Annotated in this window: 17 protein-coding genes and 1 riboswitch; of the genes, 10 read left to right on the forward strand and 7 right to left on the reverse strand. The window is 54.1% G+C overall.

Annotated features, from left to right (window positions below; all coding sequences use genetic code 11):
* Window positions 1–59 precede the first annotated feature (59 nt).
* Window positions 60–749, forward strand: coding sequence for a YjjG family noncanonical pyrimidine nucleotidase (locus tag NST26_RS04190; RefSeq protein ID WP_340955810.1), 690 nt, complete (start codon window positions 60–62; stop codon window positions 747–749).
* A 105-nt stretch (window positions 750–854) separates the two neighbouring features.
* Window positions 855–1547: a hypothetical protein gene (locus tag NST26_RS04195; RefSeq protein WP_076078959.1), complete on the forward strand. Its 693-nt coding sequence runs from the start codon at window positions 855–857 to the stop codon at window positions 1545–1547.
* Window positions 1548–1671: 124 nt separating this feature from the next.
* On the opposite strand, the gene NST26_RS04200 is transcribed toward NST26_RS04195, so the two are convergent.
* A complete protein-coding gene (locus tag NST26_RS04200; protein ID WP_340955808.1) occupies window positions 1672–2655 on the reverse strand; it encodes a ring-cleaving dioxygenase in 984 nt (327 codons plus the stop codon).
* 151 nt (window positions 2656–2806) lie between these two features.
* Here NST26_RS04200 and NST26_RS04205 point away from each other — a divergent pair, with 151 nt between their 5' ends.
* The 6 genes from NST26_RS04205 to NST26_RS04230 all read left to right on the forward strand — a co-directional run bounded on the left by NST26_RS04205 (window position 2807) and on the right by NST26_RS04230 (window position 6933).
* A complete protein-coding gene (locus tag NST26_RS04205) occupies window positions 2807–3643 on the forward strand; it encodes an AAC(3) family N-acetyltransferase (protein WP_083684953.1) in 837 nt (278 codons plus the stop codon).
* 87 nt (window positions 3644–3730) lie between these two features.
* Window positions 3731–4663: a manganese-dependent inorganic pyrophosphatase gene (locus NST26_RS04210; protein ID WP_036723453.1), complete on the forward strand. Its 933-nt coding sequence runs from the start codon at window positions 3731–3733 to the stop codon at window positions 4661–4663.
* Between the two features lie 163 nt (window positions 4664–4826).
* Window positions 4827–5402, forward strand: a complete 576-nt coding sequence (locus NST26_RS04215) for a hypothetical protein (protein ID WP_036723452.1) — start codon at window positions 4827–4829, stop codon at window positions 5400–5402.
* Window positions 5403–5424: 22 nt separating this feature from the next.
* Window positions 5425–6126, forward strand: coding sequence for a pirin family protein (locus tag NST26_RS04220; RefSeq protein ID WP_340955803.1), 702 nt, complete (start codon window positions 5425–5427; stop codon window positions 6124–6126).
* A gap of 36 nt (window positions 6127–6162) precedes the next feature.
* Window positions 6163–6492 (forward strand): hypothetical protein, encoded by a 330-nt coding sequence (locus tag NST26_RS04225; RefSeq protein ID WP_209877215.1) that lies wholly within the window; start codon window positions 6163–6165, stop codon window positions 6490–6492.
* Between the two features lie 96 nt (window positions 6493–6588).
* Window positions 6589–6933, forward strand: coding sequence for a DUF898 family protein (locus NST26_RS04230; RefSeq protein WP_036723447.1), 345 nt, complete (start codon window positions 6589–6591; stop codon window positions 6931–6933).
* 121 nt (window positions 6934–7054) lie between these two features.
* On the opposite strand, the gene NST26_RS04235 is transcribed toward NST26_RS04230, so the two are convergent.
* The 3 genes from NST26_RS04235 to NST26_RS04245 form a co-directional block, all read right to left on the reverse strand.
* Window positions 7055–7732: a peptidylprolyl isomerase gene (locus NST26_RS04235; protein ID WP_340980795.1), complete on the reverse strand. Its 678-nt coding sequence runs from the start codon at window positions 7730–7732 to the stop codon at window positions 7055–7057.
* Window positions 7733–7891: 159 nt separating this feature from the next.
* Window positions 7892–9205: a voltage-gated chloride channel family protein gene (locus tag NST26_RS04240; protein WP_036723444.1), complete on the reverse strand. Its 1314-nt coding sequence runs from the start codon at window positions 9203–9205 to the stop codon at window positions 7892–7894.
* A 73-nt stretch (window positions 9206–9278) separates the two neighbouring features.
* Window positions 9279–9340: riboswitch (Fluoride riboswitch) on the reverse strand.
* Window positions 9341–9426: 86 nt separating this feature from the next.
* Window positions 9427–10035, reverse strand: a complete 609-nt coding sequence (locus tag NST26_RS04245) for a hypothetical protein (protein WP_036723443.1) — start codon at window positions 10033–10035, stop codon at window positions 9427–9429.
* Between the two features lie 269 nt (window positions 10036–10304).
* Between NST26_RS04245 and NST26_RS04250 the strand changes: the two genes are divergently transcribed.
* Together NST26_RS04250 and NST26_RS04255 are read left to right on the forward strand one after the other, a co-directional pair.
* Window positions 10305–12200 carry an ATP-binding protein gene (locus NST26_RS04250; RefSeq protein WP_340978637.1) on the forward strand — a complete coding sequence of 632 codons (1896 nt, stop codon included), beginning with the start codon at window positions 10305–10307 and terminating at the stop codon, window positions 12198–12200.
* Between the two features lie 229 nt (window positions 12201–12429).
* Complete coding sequence (locus NST26_RS04255; protein ID WP_340978638.1) at window positions 12430–14226, forward strand: ATP-binding protein; 1797 nt, start codon at window positions 12430–12432, stop codon at window positions 14224–14226.
* A gap of 18 nt (window positions 14227–14244) precedes the next feature.
* Here NST26_RS04255 and NST26_RS04260 read toward each other — a convergent pair whose 3' ends face one another.
* The 3 genes from NST26_RS04260 to NST26_RS04270 all read right to left on the reverse strand — a co-directional run bounded on the left by NST26_RS04260 (window position 14245) and on the right by NST26_RS04270 (window position 17905).
* Window positions 14245–14493: an NHLP leader peptide family RiPP precursor gene (locus NST26_RS04260; protein WP_372238068.1), complete on the reverse strand. Its 249-nt coding sequence runs from the start codon at window positions 14491–14493 to the stop codon at window positions 14245–14247.
* 74 nt (window positions 14494–14567) lie between these two features.
* Complete coding sequence (locus NST26_RS04265) at window positions 14568–15509, reverse strand: hypothetical protein (RefSeq protein ID WP_036723438.1); 942 nt, start codon at window positions 15507–15509, stop codon at window positions 14568–14570.
* A 464-nt stretch (window positions 15510–15973) separates the two neighbouring features.
* Complete coding sequence (locus NST26_RS04270) at window positions 15974–17905, reverse strand: beta-N-acetylhexosaminidase (protein ID WP_340978639.1); 1932 nt, start codon at window positions 17903–17905, stop codon at window positions 15974–15976.
* Window positions 17906–17966 lie beyond the last annotated feature (61 nt).

A 17966-nucleotide genomic window follows, 5' to 3' on the forward strand; every position in this document is an offset into this window, starting at 1 on the left:
CAAATTATATCGCAGAAGGATGTATGTTGTCGAACTACATAAGCGAGATGGAGGAAAAGATGAAATACGAATGTATCCTATTTGATGCTGATGATACACTGTTCGATTATGGAATGGCCGAGAGCCACGCCTTGAGCCATGCCTTTGCCCACTTCGGGCTGCCGACAGGCGCGCAGGAGTATGCAGCCAGCTACCAGGAGATTAACCATGCCTTATGGAAGGATTTCGAGCAAGGCTTAATCACCTCTGCCGCCCTGCGGGTGGAACGGTTCAACCGCCTGTTTGCCGCCCGTCAGCTCACCTTCAAGCCGGAGGAATTCAGTGAAGCGTACCTGCGCTTTCTCGGGGAGGGTACCTTCCTGATTCAGGGGGCTGCCGAGCTCTGCGGTGAGCTTACCGGGTGCCGGCTGGCAGTGATTACGAACGGAATCAGCGATGTGCAGCATGCCCGGATTAAGGGTTCCCCGCTCAGCGAGGTATTCGAGGCGGTGATTGTATCGGAGGAGACGGGCTACCAGAAGCCGGAGACGGGGATTTTTGATTATGCTTTTGCTAAGCTTAAGCTGTCCGATAGACGCAAGGTGCTAATCGTCGGAGACTCCCTGACCTCGGATATCCGGGGCGGGAACAACTATGGCATCGATACATGCTGGTTCAATCCGCTGGGCAAGTCCGGTGATCCTGAGAACCTTCCTACCTATGAAATCCGCAGTCTGGACGAGCTGGTGGAGATCGTGAACCGCGCGTAAGCGGAATAAACGGCGGCAGGCAGGTTGAAAGTTTCGCTTCCGTGTTAAATATATAGGGACGCAAAGTTTCTACTATTTTAACAACAACATACGGGAGAGGATATTATGAAAAAAAAATGGCTGATTGCCGCGGTGGTCACCGGCATGACGGTAACAGGCTCGGCAGGAGTGTATGCGGGCACCAAGCTGCAGCAGATTAAGGCTTATCTGAACCATAGCCTGGGTATTGTGGTGGATGGTAATCCTTTTTGGATGAAAGACGGCAACGGCAAAACCCTGACTCCAATTACCTATGAAGGTCTCACCTACCTGCCGGTCCAATCGATCGCCACGGTGCTGAAGGTGCCTATCAATTATGACTCGGTCAACTATAAAGTGAGAATTGGAGAAGGCAGCGCAAATATTCCTGCTCCGACTCCTGCACCGGGAACCTCTACCGGCGGGGGGAATACAACTCCTGCTCCAGTAGTGGAGGGAACGGCCAGACCGGTTAATCTGCCTAAGGATTTTCCGATTCCCCAGGACGCCCTAATTGCGATTACTCTGGATACGGATGCTAACGGCCAGAAGAAGGTGGCGTTCACGTATTCCACGCAGGAGACACTGGAGATCATGGGCTTCGTGTACAGTGAATATGCGCGGATTAAAAATCTGGATAATGCCTCGGAGTCGGTATCCGCCAGCAATGTAAAAATTTCGGGCAGACTCGGCGGGACAAGTCCTGTATCCATTACAGGCAAAGCTTCCACGGCCCGGCCCGGCTTCAACCTCTTCACGATCACCTGGTCGGAGAGCTGATCTGAGCCAGTACAGTTAAGCTGCTATGCAGGCTTGGCTAACCTAAAAAGAAACTCCGGCTTGTAAGTCAGCCGGAGTTTCTTCATGTGCAATTCAGCTGAACTAATTCACTAAGTCAATAACGTTAGACTTGCGGGCGGGTGTCCAGCGGCTTCAGGTGGGCCTCAATCTGTTCGCGCTTTGCTTCCAGGAACGGCGGCAGGGCCAGCGCCTCGCCCAGATGCTCGACTTCCTCATCTGTGGCGAAGCCCGGTCCGTCCGTTGCCAGCTCGAACAGAATACCGTTCGGCTCGCGGAAGTACAGGGAGCGGAAGTAGAAGCGGTCCACAAAGCCCGAGTTCGGGAGCTGTACGCTGCGGATGCGTTCAATCCACTGCTTCAGCTCCTCTTCGTTATCGACACGGAAGGCTACATGATGCACGCCGCCCCGTCCCAGGCGCTCCTGCGGAAGATCGCTGCGCTCCTCCAGATGGATCTCCGTACCGGAGCCGCCTTCACCGGTCTCGAACACGAGGATATCCGGCTGGCCCGCTACCGGAGAAGGATAACTGCCTGCGCGGCGGAAGCCGAGCAGGTCCTCCAGAATCAGGGCCGTATGCTCAGCGGTCTCGACGGTCAGATGTGCCGGTCCCAGTCCGACAATGGCATACTCGGCAGGAACCGGGCTCTTGGCCCACGGCTTGCCGCCGGGCATGCCCTCGTTATGCTCATCTGAGACGAGGATGAGGCGCTGGCCCTCATGGTCGGTGAAGGCCAGCGTCTTCCGGCCGCCGCGCTCGGTGATTTCCTCATGCTCTACACCGAACACCGTGAAGCGCTGTGTCCAGAAGAGCAGGGCATCATCCCCGGGAACACGCAGGGAGAGTGCGGAGATGCTGTTGTTGCCGTCGCGGTTACGCCCTGCGTTAGGCAGCTCGAAGAAGGTAAGCTCCGTGCCGGGATTCCCGGTCTCATCCCCGTAGAACAGGTGATAGACAGATACATCATCCTGGTTGACGGTCTTCTTAATCAAGCGGAGTCCGAGCACTTCTGTATAGAATTTGTAGTTTTCCGGTGCTTTTGCGGTAATGGCAGATACATGGTGAAGTCCTTTTAATGTTAAACTCATGGGAATACCTCCTGAAATTTAGGTTGTTGGTTATATAAAAGCCGCAAATTACTTATTAATATTAAGTTACTATAATTTTAATAGTAAATGAGTAATTTTGCAAGGTGTATTTCAAGGATGGTATTTATTATTCAGGAAAGCGGGGTTAATCATGCACACCAGATCAAGTCTGATGAAGCAACTGGAGAGGATGGGGATCGATCCGCAGGGGACACTGCTGGTCCATTCCTCGCTCAAAAGCATCGGTGAAGTGGAAGGGGGAGCGGATACCGTACTGGATGTTCTCTCTGAATATATGAAGGAGGGACTGCTGGTCCTGCCCACGCATACCTGGTCTTATATCGACGGGCAGAATCCGCGCTTCTCTGTGCTGGAGTCGCCCGCCTGCGTAGGGATTCTGCCGGAGCTGTTCCGCAAGCGGCCGGGCGTGATCCGTTCCTGGCATCCTACGCATTCGGTGGCGGCGCTAGGCAGGGATGCGGCGGTGTTCACGGCCGGAGATGAGCGCTGGGATACGCCCTGTGCACGCGGTTCGGTCTATGGCAAGCTGCTGGACCGGGAAGCGGAGATTATGCTGCTTGGTGTGGATCTGCGGAGAAATACATTCATTCACGGCATTGAAGAGTGGGTGGATATTCCCGGCCGGATGACGGACGGGCATGAGGCGCTCTGTACCGTGACGCCTGAAGGCAGGGAGATCGCGGTGCCTTCGCGCAGACACTGCGGACTGTCCTGGTCGCAGCATTTCTGGAAGGTGGAATCCGTGCTGGAGGACGGCGGGGCGCTGCGCAGGGGCAGCTTCGGCGATGCGGCGGTTATGCTCTGCGGCACTGTAGAGACTACGCGTATCTTGAGTGATATGCTCAGAGAGAACCCGGATCTGTTCTCGGATAACGAGCCTTTATACGGGGAGAATGCGCCTGAGGCGCTGCCGAAGACGAAGCGGGGTCAACCTGTAGAGGCAGTGCAGGAGCATACCAAGAGTTAACCCAGGCCGGATATTTACGGGTCTCTGGCAGGTTTCTATCAATGTATGGTATATTATTCTCACAAAAACATAGTAAGGAGATTGGAAATGACAAAAACTTTGATCTTTGGTCACAAAAACCCGGATACAGATACGATCTGCTCGGCCATTGCTTATGCGGCACTGAAGAAGGAACTGGGCTGGGATGCTGAGCCGGTCCGGCTTGGAGACATCAGCGGAGAGACTCAGTTCGCCCTCGATCACTTCGGGGTAGAAGCGCCGCGTCTGGTGGAGAACGTTGCTGCAGAAGCTGAACAAGTGATTCTGGTTGACCATAATGAACGCCAGCAAAGTGCGAATGATATCGATCAGGTCCGTGTGGTTGAGGTGATTGATCATCACCGGATTGCGAACTTCGAGACTGCTTATCCGCTATATTACCGGGCTGAGCCAGTCGGCTGTACGGCTACCATTCTGAACAAGCTGTACAAAGAGAATGGCGTGGCCATTCCCAAGAACATCGCCGGTCTGATGCTGTCCGCTATCATTTCCGATTCCTTGCTGTTCAAATCGCCGACCTGCACGGAGCAGGATGTGGCTGCTGCGCGTGAGCTGGCCGTCATTGCCGGAGTGGATGCCGAGAGCTATGGCCTGGACATGCTCAAAGCCGGTGCAGACCTGAGCGACAAGAGCATTGCCCAACTGATCTCTCTGGATGCCAAGGAATTCAAAATGGGTGAATATAAGGTGGAGATTGCCCAGGTTAACGCTGTGGATGTGAATGATGTCCTGTCCAAGCAGCCGGAGCTGGAAGCGGCGCTTACCGCGATTATTGATGACAAGGGACTGGATCTGTTCCTGTTCGTGGTTACCGACATCCTGAACAACGATTCTGTGGGCCTCGCCCTGGGACGCGTAGCCGGCGCTGTGGAGCAGGCTTACAATGTGAAGCTGGATGATAACAAGGCTGTGCTGAAGGGTGTAGTGTCCCGTAAATCTCAGATTGTACCGGTTCTTACCGAGACGATCGCCAAGCTGTAATTGCTGCTTCCGGGTGTGCCCGGAGTAAGAAGGTTGTCCCGTGACCGGCTGTGCCTTTTCCTCAGGAAAAAAGTACAGCCGGTTTTATTTTACAATTCACAGCAACTCCTTGCCGCCTGAAGGGTATAAACAGCATAGGACATTATAGAGGGGGACGGGAATAATGGGGAAGATGCGCAAGCTGGCGATTTCAACAATGTGCCTGATGATGGTCTCGGGAGGAGGCCTGCTGTATGCTGCTGCCGGCAAAACAGATCTCTCATTCTATGTAAATAATATGCTGCTTAAGCAGTCTGCACTATCCTCGGATGGCGGGGTCTATGTGCCTGTGGAACAGCTTTCCGAGAATATGCAGGCGATTGTATCGGTGGACGACTCAGCAGGGACGGTCAAGATCTACAAGCCTAATGTGAATACGGTGCTGCTGGATGAGTCGGGCAAGATTTTCGGCAAAGTCAGAATGGACACCAGCAATACCTTCTCTGCCCTGGTGCAGGTGGATGATCTCAAAACAGATATCTCCGATCTGAAAATCACCATTACAGACCCGGCAGGCAAGACGGATGTTGTGGATAACCAGCCGATTACAGAGAAGAAGGACAGCTTCTGGTTCAAATCGGCAGCGTATAATTATAAGGTTACCGACAAAGGGAACTACATGATCCAGGTGTATTTTAAGGATGCTGCGTCCAAGAAATGGTTCATCGTTTCTGAACTGCAGATATCGACCACTTCATAATAAACCTCAGGAGGCGGTTCCATTGATTACAATCTATCCTGCTGCGTCTGCGCACCAGTTCGATCACGGCTGGCTGAAGGGCAGTCATGTATTCTCCTTCGGGGATTTCTATGATCCGGACAATACGGCCTTTGGGCCGATGCGCGTCTGTAACGATGATACGATCGCTCCGGGAAAAGGCTTCGGCGCCCATCCGCACAGTGACATGGAGATTGTCTCGATTGTGCTGTCCGGCGTGCTTCGTCATGAGGACAACCTCGGCAATGTCGCGCAGACGTCCTTCGGCGGCATCCAGCGGATGTCGGCAGGGACCGGCGCGATTCATACGGAGCATAACCCTTCGGACAGTGAGCCGGTCCGCCTGCTTCAGCTATGGTTCATGCCCAAGGCCCGGGGGACGGCTCCCTCTTATGCAACCGGACGCTTCGATCCGGCCAAGCTTGAAGGAAGGCTGCTTCCGGTAGTAGCCTCCGAAGCCTCTGACGAAATTGTCGGTATAGCCCAGGACATGACCATTTATCTCGGGAAGGCCGAGGCGGGAGGGCAACTGGATTTCCGGCAGGAGCCGGGGCGGCGCAGCTTTGTATATCTGGTTGAAGGGCAGCTTACCCTGAACGGGGATGATGTGCTGAAGCCGGGTGATTCGGCAAGAATCGAGGACATAGCGCAGCTGGAGCTGAAGGCTGATGAGAATATACTGGTCATGGTGATTGATCTGCCGTAATGAGCGGCGGGATTCAGACATGAAGGAGGAGCTTGAATGGCAGAACAGGAGAGAGTGCTGGTGAAGCATTCCGTAACCGGACGCATGCTTGTGAACAGCATGGAGGGAGTAGGGTATACCTTCGATAAGCAGGGCGGGCTGACCTTAATCACTCTGACGGATGTGGCTGCAGATAAGGGCGCTGCGGTGGTGGAGCTGAAGGCGGAGCTTAATGTATTCCGCTTCGAGGAGCCTGCGGACGGGCCGGTCATCAAGCATTGGTACTACGTTGGAGATCAGCCTGTAACCTATGATGCGGACTCCGGGCGCTTAACGATAGCCGTGCAGTCCGAAATCGAATACCGGCCAGATCAATACTGGGCCTGATGGGGATAGAATTGTGAGAAATGTAGCAGTGCTCACCATGGATAATAAGGAAAATAGAACCAGGAATAATTTTGCATGAATGAAAGGCGGAGACCCATGGGAGCACTGCACATGAATACGGCAGCGATGAATTATGGAAGCAGGGAATCTTATTTTGACGGGAAGCTTATTGAGTACATTGGGTGGTGCCTCGCTGGCTGGCTGGTTACGGTCTGTACCTTCGGCATCTGCTATCCCTGGTCTGTGGTCATGCTCTACCGCTGGAAGGTCGAGCATACCGTGGTGGAAGGGCAGCGCCTGCGGTTCGACGGTACAGCCGTCAGCCTGTTCGGACAATGGATCAAGTGGTTCCTGCTGACGGTGATTACGATTGGGATCTACGGCTTCTGGGTGGTTATTAAGCTGGAGCAGTGGAGAACGAAGCACACCCACTTCCAATAAGAAGCTGCATGCTTCGAGTATACGCAGGATGCGAAGAAGAGCCATTCTCCGGTTATGGAGGATGGCTCTTTTGCATGGATTTTGGAGCAAGACTAATCTGTGCAACCGGCTTGCAGGCTGCTTATTGTACTTTTTGCGGCTCGGGATAAGTAACCCCAAGGGTATCAACGGTGACCTTCTTCATTACCGGCGGCTGATCCGGACGGTCATTCTTGCCACGCGGCAGACTGACGATCGCCTGGACCGCTTCGAGTCCTTCGGTAACCTTGCCGAAGGCGGCGTAATCGCCGTCCAGGCTTGGATAAGCAGCGGCCATAATGAAGAACTGGGAGCCTGCAGAGTTCATATCCTTGCTTCTCGCCATGGACAACACGCCTTCTGTATGCAACAGATTGTTGGTGAAGCCGTTGTTATTGAATTCTCCGGCAATGCTGTAGTCTGGTCCGCCCATTCCTGTGCCATCCGGGTCCCCGCCCTGGATCATGAAGCCCGGAATGACCCGGTGGAAGATGGTTCCGTCGTAGAAGCCCTTCTGGATCAATGAAATGAAGTTGTTGACCGTATTGGGGGCAACCTCGGGATACAGCTCGGCCTTAATAACAGCGCCGTTATCCATCTCGATCGTAACCACCGGATGGCTGGCTGTGGCTGAACGCACGCCTTCTGTAGCGGCGGCGCTCTCCTGCGGTGCTGCTGTAGCCTCACTGCCTGCTCCGGAGCTGCTGTTACCATTACCGGCGGCATTATTATTCACTGGCTTATTGCCGCAGCCCGCCAGAATGACGAGCATCAGGCACATCACCGCAAGCAGGATGACGGGTTTTCTTGTGATAGACTTCACTTCAGTATCTCTCCTTTTATCCTTTTGTCCTTAAATAATCTGGTGCATTCACCTCTGTATCATACCTTCTTTGTCCTGCTTCTGGCAAAGCCTGCTTCCGCGCCCTGCCGGATTCCGCTACTTTGGTGCGGGCTGCTCCTTGGCGGAAGCGAGCGTCGTTCCTTCGGGAACCGGCAGTAAGGCGCTTTTGGAGACGCCGATAAGCTGGGAGCTGTAGATCCCGCTGTGCCCGGAGAACAGATAACTGATGATGCAGGCGATGAACATATAGACCGCTCCGCCGGAGCCGAACAGCTCGATGCCCATTATGAAGCAGGCAAGCGGTGTATTGGTTGCTCCGCAGAAGACAGCGATGAAGCCAAGTGAGGCCAGAAAAGGCCCATATAGATGAAGCACTCCGGCCAGGCTGCTCCCCAAGGAAGCTCCAATCGCGAATAGCGGCGTCACTTCGCCGCCCTGGAAGCCGGTCCCCAGGGTGAAGGCGGTGAAGATCAGCTTCCACAGAAAGGCGAAGGGCGATACGCCGTCTTCGAAGGAGCTGCTGATCAGCGGAAGGCCCAGCCCCAGATAGTCCCGGGAACCTGCTATGTAGACCAGGGCGATAATGATCAGCCCGCCGGCGGCGCTTTTGAGCATGGGATTACGGATTAGGGCGGTGAAGGTCCGCTTCAGATAATGGGTAAGCTCACTGAACAGCAGGCTGCACAGGCCGAAGAGGATGGAGGCGAATATAACCTTGACCAGCACCAGCGCATCCATAGCGGGGAAGACATCCACCTGATAGTGGATATGGTGAACGCCCCACAAGCGGGAGGCTACCAGATCACCGGTGAAGCTGGCGGCAAAACAGGGCAGCAGCGCCTTATGGCTGATCAGCCCGATGGCGATGACCTCCAGGCCGAACACCGTTCCGGCCAGCGGAGTGCCGAAGATGGAGCCGAAGCCGCCGCTGATGCCGCACATCAGCAGGATTCGGCGGTCCAGCGGACCGATTCTGAGCCAGCGTCCGAGTGCGTCGGCCAGACTGCCGCCCATCTGCACAGCCGTGCCTTCGCGTCCGGCCGAGCCGCCGAAGAGATGGGTAATCAGTGTCCCGCCAAGGACCAGCGGGGCCATGCGCAGCGGAATCGCTTCATTGCCCTGGCGGATCTGCTCCAGGATCAGATTGTTACCCTTCAGGCTGCTCTTGCCGTAACGCATATACATTCCGCTGACGAGCGCGCCTCCCGCGGGAAGCAGGAAGAGCAGCCAGGCATGCTCCAGCCTTACCTGGGTGACTGCGTTCAGACTGGCCAGGAACAAGGCCGAGGCACTTCCTGCCAGCAGCCCGACCAGTCCCCCCAGGATCACCCATTTGACGAATGTACTCCAGAGCGCAAGCTGGCTCTGGCGCGCTGCAAGTGCTGCCCACCGTTCATACTTCCTCTTCATTATAGCTAACGCCCCCCCGACCCGAAATAAATACTACCCTGAAATCAAAACAAACTCCTACCAGCGTAGTTAATCACTGGTAGGAGTCATTAGCCCCGAAGGGCGGTTATGGCGAACTCCATCGCCGCAACTGAATGAAACTATCGTATGCCGAATGTCTCCAAAAGTCAATATGAACCTGGACCTTGGGTGAACGCCCCGGCAGGACCGCTTAGCCGTGTCTACTCGTCACCGTTCGAGCCGTTCAGCACATCGGTTCCGGGCATAGCATCCGGGTCCGGGGAGGCCGGGTCAATGCTACTGCCGGGAACCAGCTCATCCGCATCCGGGACATCCTCCAACGGAGCGGCTTCCTCCGCTTCTCCTGCCACCTCTTCCTCCGTATCCGCATAATCAATGACGCTGCCGGTTAATCCGGCTGCACCGGCCGTGTATATAGCATCCGACTCCAGCAGCTCATCCCGCTGCGGACCGGGGGTGGCGGAAGAGGGAGCGGGGCGGTCTGCGCGCGGTCCAAGACCGGCGTCCGGCACATTCAGGCCGATATCGGCTGCTAGAATAGGATCGCTCTCCAGCGCCGGATCCGAGCCGTCATCCACTACACCGTCGAAATCGATCGGTGTGAAGTGAGCAGGGTCATGACTGGCCAGTGCAGATTCCAGCGGACGGTTCCCGGCGCCTACAGTTTCCTCACTGGGGCTTGGCTCAGTAATCGTGCCAAGCGGACGCAATTCTTCCAGCGGGATATCCTGCTCCGGGGAGACACCGCCCATTTTGGTATAGCGCTCATATGCAAAGTCGGCTTCCGTCTTATTGAATTCGTTACCCATCGTGAATCAGCTCCCTTGTCCCTTGTTGTAAGTCTTCTTCATCTTATAGTACAACTATACCCGATTAAGCAGCGGCGAATCTGCCCGGCATCCAGGCTGCCCATCTGATTAATATATTCATTTCTCCGGCAGAATAACCGGAATAGATGAATTAACCGAGCCGTTTCGAGGTTATTTGCAGTCTGATGGCAGGTATTGTGCAAACGTTGTCGAAAATAAGAATCATATGGACTATATAAATACAACTAAGGATTCACTGAGGTGCCACAATGAAGTTAGCATCAACCAAAACAGCCGCAGTCTTTATTATGCTGCTGCTTGTAATAACCATCATTCCGGCGGGGATCGCCATAGAATGGGATGCACATACAGAAGCGGAAATTCCGGCCTGGGAGCTGAAGTGGGAAACGGCCGGGAATAGCGGCATAGAAGCTGTAATGGCAGGGCCAGCCGCCGGATGGACATGGGTGCGGGCCAGGGAGGCCAGGCCCCTTGCGCCACCAGGCACCCCTTCCGTCTGGATGCGGATTACCTTGCCCCCTGCGGGAGCAACTCCCGCTATTCTGATCGATAGAGTATTTGGCGACAACCTGAAAGCATATATAGACAACCGGCTAATCTACGATTCCAGCGGGGATGTGGAATATAGCGGCAACAAGGTGCTGATTCCATTACCGGCACAAGACAGTGCACAGCCGCTCTATCTGTGGAATGCGGGCAGCGGGGAGTTTGGAATCGAGGGGGACATAAGGGTCGGCAGCTATAATCAGCTGCTGTCCTTTTATGTGAAGCAGGATCTGGTGGACGTTGTGCTCGGAGCCGCCATGATCTTCATGGCCGGAGCGTTATTGATCTGCCTGCTGTTCCTTAAGCCCGAATTTTTCTACAGCGGTTTCTTTCTGGCCCTTGTCATCCTGTCCTTTGGAGTGTTGCTGCTGACGTACTCCCCGTTTCTAACGCTGTTTCTAAGCCGGGGAGATCGTCTGAGGCAGATCAGCTTCGATTTGGCCCTGTTCACCATTATGCCGGCGTTCACGCTTTATTTTGAGCAGCTATTCGGACCGGGCAAGCGGGGATTCACTACCCGGGTGCGTAAATTTCAGCTGGCCTATTCCCTGTTCTGTACCGCAGCGCTTATTCTGAATGCCGCAGTGTCCTTCCGGCTGGATGCGCTGTATTCTATTCTGACTATTAACGCAACCGGTGTACTAATGATGGCCCAGCTTATCTACCTGCTGTATCTGGCATTTTCTTATGCCCGCAGAGGCAATTCAGATGCCACCCTGTTCACGGGCGGCTTCTCTGTATTTGCCGTGGTCTCGGTGGCGGAGCTGCTGCGTTACTTCATTTCAATGGAGAGGTATCATCTGTACTGGTGGAAATGGGGCATGGTGGTATTCATTCTTTCCCTGATTGCTATTCTGGGGAAACGGTTTGCGGGAAGCCATGAGAAGGCGCTGGAATACGCCAGGGAGCTGGAGAAGTTCAATAATGAGCTGCAGCGTTCGGAGAAAATGGAGATTATCAGTGAGCTGGCCGCCTCGGTAGCCCATGAGGTGCGTAATCCGCTCCAGGTCACACGCGGGTTCCTGCAGATTCTGGGGGAGCGCTCCGGCAACAAGGAGAAGGAATATCTGAAGATGGCTGTGGGAGAGCTGGACCGGGCCTCGGTAATCATTACTGATTTCCTTACCTTTGCCAAGCCGGGCTTGGATATCGTGGATGTATTCGAAGTCTCGGGGGAGCTGAAGCATGTGTCGGGAATCCTGCTGCCGCTGGCTAATCTGCAGGGAGGTTCGATAGAGCTGCGTCTGCAGCAGGAGCTTCAAGTGACGGGCAGCCCGGCCAAATTCAAACAGGCGTTCATTAATCTGATCAAGAACAGCATTGAGTCACTGCAGGAGGAGGGGGAGGTTGTCGTAACAGCCTGGAGGACAGGCAACTGGGTAATCATCAGCGTGAAGGATAACGGCGAGGGAATGAAGGTTAGCGAACTGGCCCGTCTGGGCGAGCCGTATTACTCCAATAAGACCAAGGGGACGGGGCTCGGCCTCATGGTCACCTTCCGTATTATTGAAGCGATGAACGGCACGATTGAGTTCCACAGCCGCAAGGGCGAAGGAACCGAGGTGCTTATTAAATTGCCGGCCTCCAGCATGAATTAGAAATTTTTTTTGTTTATTCCGTTTTTTTGAAGGGATGGGCAGAGCATGGGGCGAAATATTAACACTACAGAACTTTGCTTCTAAAACTTTCCTCTGAGGTGCTTGCATGTCTTTGATGGTCAAAAGTTTACATACAGCGTTAGTATTGTTTCTGCTTTGCCTAACCTGCGGAAGCCTCCTGGTATCCGCGCAAAGCGCTTCCCCCGCCGGTGAGATCAGACATTGGCAGATGAAGTGGCAGGAGGGGACGGATGATGACGGACTCCAGGCTCCGGTAACGGAAGACCAAGGGTGGATCGATGTGGAGGCGAAGGCCGAGATGCCGCACAAGCCTTCCGGGGTATCCTCCGCCTGGACCAAGATTACTTTGCCCTCCTATCATTACGTGTCCCCCTCGGTCTATATTCAGACGATCTATGCGCTGCATGTGAAGGTGTATGTGGAGGACCGGCTGGTTTTTGAAGGGGACCGCGGCTTCATTATGGATAACTATTCCTTGCTTGTGCCTCTGGATATGCGGGATAACGGAAAGACGCTCTATATCTGGACGCAGACGCTCCAGGACCGGATCGGAATCAAAGAGCAGGTTGTGCTCGGTGAGCACAGTCTTCTAATCAAGGACTATATTAAGAACGGACTCATAGATGTGATTCTGGGCGGTGCTTTTATCTTCGTGGCAGCGGTGCTGTTTGTATGCGCATTTTTCCTGAACAAGGAGTATTTCCCCGTGACGTCTTCGCTGTCTGTTGTTATCGCCTCTACCGGTGTGCTGTCTGTGACCTACTCTCCCTTCACGTATACCTTCTACAGCTATTTGGGCGGGCTCAGTGTATTTTTGTTCGATGTGGCGCTGTTGTCCCTGTTACCCGCACTGACCTTCCTGTTCGAGAAAATATTCGGCGTGGGCAAATACGGCATCATCCGCAGGTTCCGCAAATTCCAGATGGTCTATTCCTTATTCTGCTGTGTCCTCCTCATTATAAATGCACTCTCCGGGGGCCGGTATCTGAAATTCTATTATTTCATCTCCACCAATATTGTCGGCATTATTATGATTCTTCAATTCATTCTGCTGATCGGTTGCGTCATCGTGTTCTCCCTGAAGCGCAATAAGGATGCGATCATCTTCGCCTGCGGCTTCGGTACGGCTGCCCTTACCGGGGTGTTGGAGCTGATGTGGTATTATTTCAAACGCGGAAATTATGATCTCTTCTACTGGAAGTGGGCGCTGGTTGTGTTCATTCTCTCGCTGATTGTAATTCTGGGACGGCGGCTGGCGCAGAACCACAGCCAAGTGGTGAAATATTCGCAGGAGCTGGAGCTGTTCAACAACGAACTGCAGCGTTCAGAGAAAATGGAGATTATCAGCGAATTGGCAGCATCGGTAGCCCATGAGGTGCGTAACCCGCTCCAGGTGACCCGGGGGTTTCTCCAGCTGCTCAGCGAGAAGTCGAGCGGGGACGAGCAGAAATACCTGTCCATGGCGCTCAGTGAGCTGGACCGGGCGGCGAGTATTATCACCGATTTTCTGACCTTTGCCAAGCCGGAATTTGAACAGGTCTCCCTGCTCTATGTGAATGAAGAGTTCATGCATATCCAGAGCATCCTGCTGCCTTTATGCCATTTGAACGGGGGCAAAATGATTCTGGAGGTGGAAGACGGCCTGCGGGTCAAAGGGAATTCCTCGAAGTTCAAGCAAGCGATGATTAATATCATCAAGAACAGCATTGAATCCCTGGGGGAGGAAGGCACGATTCATCTGCTGGCGTACAGCCGGGGGGATAAGGTGCATATTCATATTAAGGATAACGGGGCAGGAATGGAACCGGCCGTGCTTAGCCGTCTGGGCGAGCCGTATTTCTCCTCCAACAAGACGAAGGGCACGGGGCTCGGGCTGATGGTTACCTTCCGTATTATTGAAGCGATGGAGGGCGAAATTCGTTTTATGAGCAAAAAAGGAGCCGGAACCGAGTCCATCACCATTCTGCCGCGTGCAGAAGGGCCGGACGATTCCAACTCCCGATAATAGGTTGACTTGAATATGCTACCAGGTTCCCATTGGGGTGATACGTGTCTTCATTACATCGGAAGAAGGGCTTGGGGGAATGACCAGGTAGAATTCATTAGAGCCTTCCTCTACGGTCTTCAGTGTAATGTTGTCAGGAAGGTTGATGCCCAGCGCTTCCTGGAGCGCTGCCTTCGGATCTGCAAGCAGTCTTTGTTTGAAAGCCGGATCTTCCCACGCCTTCTGAATCACCTGATTCTTAAGAACTCCTACTGACAATACAATCACCCTTTCAAATTGGTTATAATTGCCTTTTTAGTATAGCATAGGCCATTATATAATTCTATTGCTATTTGAATAAATTATGAGAGATTCGAGTGCGAAGACAGCCAGTAATCCAGCCCCCCGCCCAGCAGCAATTGCTTCTGCGCTTCAATGGCTGCGGCGATTTGCTGCAGGTTCTGCACGAGCACGAGATGGAAGGACACCAGCAAGGGCAGCTGTAAGCTGGCCTCCTCCAGGATGAGTTGGTTGGCTTGGGCAGTCGCAGCATATCCGGTAAGTCCGCCTGCTACATAGATGAAGTCCTTCACTGTTGATTCGGTCAGTGGTTCTCCTGCGGCCATCCCGGTACTGGAGCGTACCAGTGACAACAGGCAGTTATAGCTGCTGTCCTCCAGATCCTGCTCCCAATCTTCGTAGTCGTCGAGCAACTGCAGGGTCAACAGCACAGTGTGGATCATCTCTTCGGCCTCGGGAATGGAGGAGGACTGGCCGGAGAGCAGCAGTGCGGCCGTGCTGCTGAGCTTAAGCGGGCTGGCCTTATGGGAGATACGGATGCGGTCATTCAGGAAGTAATCGCTGCCGGCTTCACCGCTCACGCTGTCTGCCCACTCGCTGATGTAACGGCTGAAGCAGGGCCAGAAGGGAGAGTCCGCCGGGAACAGCGGAAGGTAGGTAGCCAGAAACTCGACATAGAGCAGATTGGCAAGTGGCAGCGCTTCCGCAGCCGAGGCCTCCGGGCTGTCTATCAGATCATCCTGGAGGAAGAAGTAGAGCATGAGGAAGATGTTACCTGCGGACATCCTGCGGGCCACTTCAGGACTCAGGCCACAAGGGTCCTGGAGCCAGAAGGGCAGCAGGTAACAGATGTAATTCTTGTGGCTGTCCGGGTGGAACACGTTGAACTGATTGAGATACGACAGGCCGCGGGCATTAAGCGGCTCTGGAAACGCAGAGATCACCCTGCGGTTCTCCTCAAAGACCACACGGAGCTCGTCCTCATAAGCATGAAGCCAATCCATAGGCATATCTCCTGTCAATTATGTATTTTATTTAAAATATTAGGTAAAAAGTGGTTATATGATCACATTATAATCCTGCGAATGACCTATTTCAATCCAAATTTTGTTGCTGTGCAGCGCAGGATCGCCGGGACGAGCAGGAGTGTACCTGATTTCACCGGTTGATGGCTAATGTATGCGTATTAAACCGACCACAATGGGACCCGGGGGCAGCACGTAGGCCAAATGTAATCGAAAAACCGACCATATTGAGCCTGACGGAGGCGTGTGGTCCCAATGTAATCGAAAAACCGACCATATTGGGCCTGACGGAGGCGTGTGGCCCGAATGTATGCGGAAAAACATTCTTTCAAAATCTTTCTATATCACAAAAAAACCTCCCTTTGGGAAATGGAGCTTCTGCACAACCATTTCAAAGGAGAGGTTTCTATTGTACGTTCTAGTGTGTTCTTCCGTAGTGTAATTTACCGAACTGCCTCTGCATCCAGCTTTGCGGCAAGTGCGGTATATTCCCCGCGCAGGCGGACCAGCTTCGAGACACTGCGCTCCAGGCCGCCCGGCCGGTTGCGCCGGGTCCAGAGCTGGCGGTACTGGTGGAGCAGCAGATCCAGGTCATGGATCTGCGCCTGTACCAGCGCTGCCTGGGGCTGCGAATCTGCGGCGGCGAGCTGCTGCTTAAGCCGGGTAAGCTGCACGGCATGCTTTACGAAGTGAATGCCGCTGCGCAGTTCTTCTATGACCAATCCGGCGTCGCTGCATTCCAGAACGGGCTGCTCAAGCCTGGCTTCAAGGCCAAGAATGTATTGCTCCAGCTGGTCGAGCTGTTCTACAGGCAGCTTCACAGCCAGCTGCACATGCTCCAGATGGCTGCGCAGCAGCATAGACATCTCCGTGTCATTCGGGCGGACCGTGCCCGACTCCAGCTTGTAGTAGTTGCCCAGATCCAGCAACAATTGCCCGATGGTTCCTGAGCGGTCTTGGAAGACCGCCGTGTTCAGATAATGCGCCACATCCGCCTCCAGATTCCCCTCTACATTCCAGGCAAGCGCTGCCCCGTAGGCGAATCCGGCATAGCTGACCGGCAAATGCTGCCAGTGGCCGAAATCGCCCCAGTCGGTTATCAGGTAGCCGACAGCGCCGTTTCTCTTGCCATGCAACGCAGCGCTGCGCAGATTGGCGAGCATGTTGTCGGTCCTGCCGGTGAGCGAGTTCCAGGAACTGGTTCCCGGACAGACATAGAACGGGATGCCTGCCTCCTTGAATTTGCGGGTATCCGCTTCAAAAGGATGAGCCGCGCTGTATCCCCACTCCATGGCGATGATATCCTTCGGCAGCCGTGGGATCAGCTCGGGATGCTGGATGATGATATCGCCCCAGAATTGCATGGTTTTGCCGCGCTGTTTGACCAGTCCGTGAATCTTCTGCAGGAAGGAGAGATACAGCTCGCCTTTGCCGGAAGACTCCGCCAGCGCCTGGCTTGCGCCAAGTCCCAGTTCATAAGTCTCATCACAGCCGACATTGAACATCTCTGAGCTGAAGTAGGGAAGGAGGTCATCGTACATCGTGCCCAGGAGCTGCAATACCTCAGGGTCTTCTGTATGGAAGGTTCCGGGATGCATAAATAATCCTTCCGGGTATAAATCGCTATCATACATCTGATCCGGGAGCATGAAGCCTGCGGGGATCTCTGCCAGATGGTTGAACTCCGGCCGGGTCAGCCAGCCTTCCATATGGCCGAAGCTGTTTTGATTAGGCACCAGCTCAATGTACCGCTCGCGGCAGTAGGCATCCAGCAGCAGGATTTCATCGCCGGTAACCGGAGTTTCCAGCTCCCATACCTGCGGGAAAGACTCATAAGCAAACGGAGCTCCTTCTATATATAGCTGCAGCTGATTCAGCTTGAGGTCCGCCATGAGATCAATGATCCGGTACAGGGTATCCAGCGTGGGGATTTTGTTGCGGCTGATATCAAGCATGAGCCCTCTGGCCGCGAAATCCGGCTGATCGCGGATATGCAGATAAGGCAGTGTCCGGCCGTACTGCTGCAGGAGCTGCTTCAGCGTCACGGCTGCATAATAAGCGCCTTGCGGGGAACCGTAAGCGGCAATTAGGCCTTCTTCGTTAATGTGCAGCTCATAAGCTCCTTCTGTAAGCTGTGCGTTATAGCGGAAGGTGCAAGCCGGAACTGTGGCAGACCGCTGCCCTATGGACAGAGGCAGACTGAGACGGACCACCTCGGAAGCGGTCTGTTGAAGCCTGCGGGCTGCGGGAAGGGCGGACAACTGGTCCTCACCGGTCAGCACAATGCTGCCCCGGGATGGAAGGTGGAACTGTCCTGCGGATACCGTGAGCATATGCGGCCGGGGAAAAAGCTGTAAGTGAACAACATCAGACATAGCGTGGACACCTCTTATTCATGTAGAATATGATCATCTTCATTATCAACATATCACTCCT

It is taken from the genome of Paenibacillus sp. FSL R7-0128 (assembly GCF_038002245.1).
In the GTDB taxonomy this organism is placed as follows: Bacteria; Bacillota; Bacilli; order Paenibacillales; family Paenibacillaceae; genus Paenibacillus_AQ; species Paenibacillus_AQ silagei.

Bases quoted from the DNA above. Each gene is read 5' to 3' on its own strand.
- NST26_RS04215 (WP_036723452.1), top strand. From the start codon at position 4,827: ATGGGGAAGATGCGCAAGCTGGCGATTTCAACAATGTGCCTGATGATG.
- NST26_RS04250 (WP_340978637.1), top strand. From the start codon at position 10,305: ATGAAGTTAGCATCAACCAAAACAGCCGCAGTCTTTATTATGCTGCTG.
- NST26_RS04255 (WP_340978638.1), top strand. From the start codon at position 12,430: ATGAAGTGGCAGGAGGGGACGGATGATGACGGACTCCAGGCTCCGGTA.
- NST26_RS04225 (WP_209877215.1), top strand. From the start codon at position 6,163: ATGGCAGAACAGGAGAGAGTGCTGGTGAAGCATTCCGTAACCGGACGC.
- NST26_RS04245 (WP_036723443.1), bottom strand. From the start codon at position 10,035: ATGGGTAACGAATTCAATAAGACGGAAGCCGACTTTGCATATGAGCGC.
- NST26_RS04190 (WP_340955810.1), top strand. From the start codon at position 60: ATGAAATACGAATGTATCCTATTTGATGCTGATGATACACTGTTCGAT.
- NST26_RS04235 (WP_340980795.1), bottom strand. From the start codon at position 7,732: ATGTGCCTGATGCTCGTCATTCTGGCGGGCTGCGGCAATAAGCCAGTG.
- NST26_RS04265 (WP_036723438.1), bottom strand. From the start codon at position 15,509: ATGGATTGGCTTCATGCTTATGAGGACGAGCTCCGTGTGGTCTTTGAG.
- NST26_RS04200 (WP_340955808.1), bottom strand. From the start codon at position 2,655: ATGAGTTTAACATTAAAAGGACTTCACCATGTATCTGCCATTACCGCA.
- NST26_RS04210 (WP_036723453.1), top strand. From the start codon at position 3,731: ATGACAAAAACTTTGATCTTTGGTCACAAAAACCCGGATACAGATACG.
- NST26_RS04270 (WP_340978639.1), bottom strand. From the start codon at position 17,905: ATGTCTGATGTTGTTCACTTACAGCTTTTTCCCCGGCCGCATATGCTC.
- NST26_RS04240 (WP_036723444.1), bottom strand. From the start codon at position 9,205: ATGAAGAGGAAGTATGAACGGTGGGCAGCACTTGCAGCGCGCCAGAGC.
- NST26_RS04230 (WP_036723447.1), top strand. From the start codon at position 6,589: ATGGGAGCACTGCACATGAATACGGCAGCGATGAATTATGGAAGCAGG.
- NST26_RS04205 (WP_083684953.1), top strand. From the start codon at position 2,807: ATGCACACCAGATCAAGTCTGATGAAGCAACTGGAGAGGATGGGGATC.
- NST26_RS04195 (WP_076078959.1), top strand. From the start codon at position 855: ATGAAAAAAAAATGGCTGATTGCCGCGGTGGTCACCGGCATGACGGTA.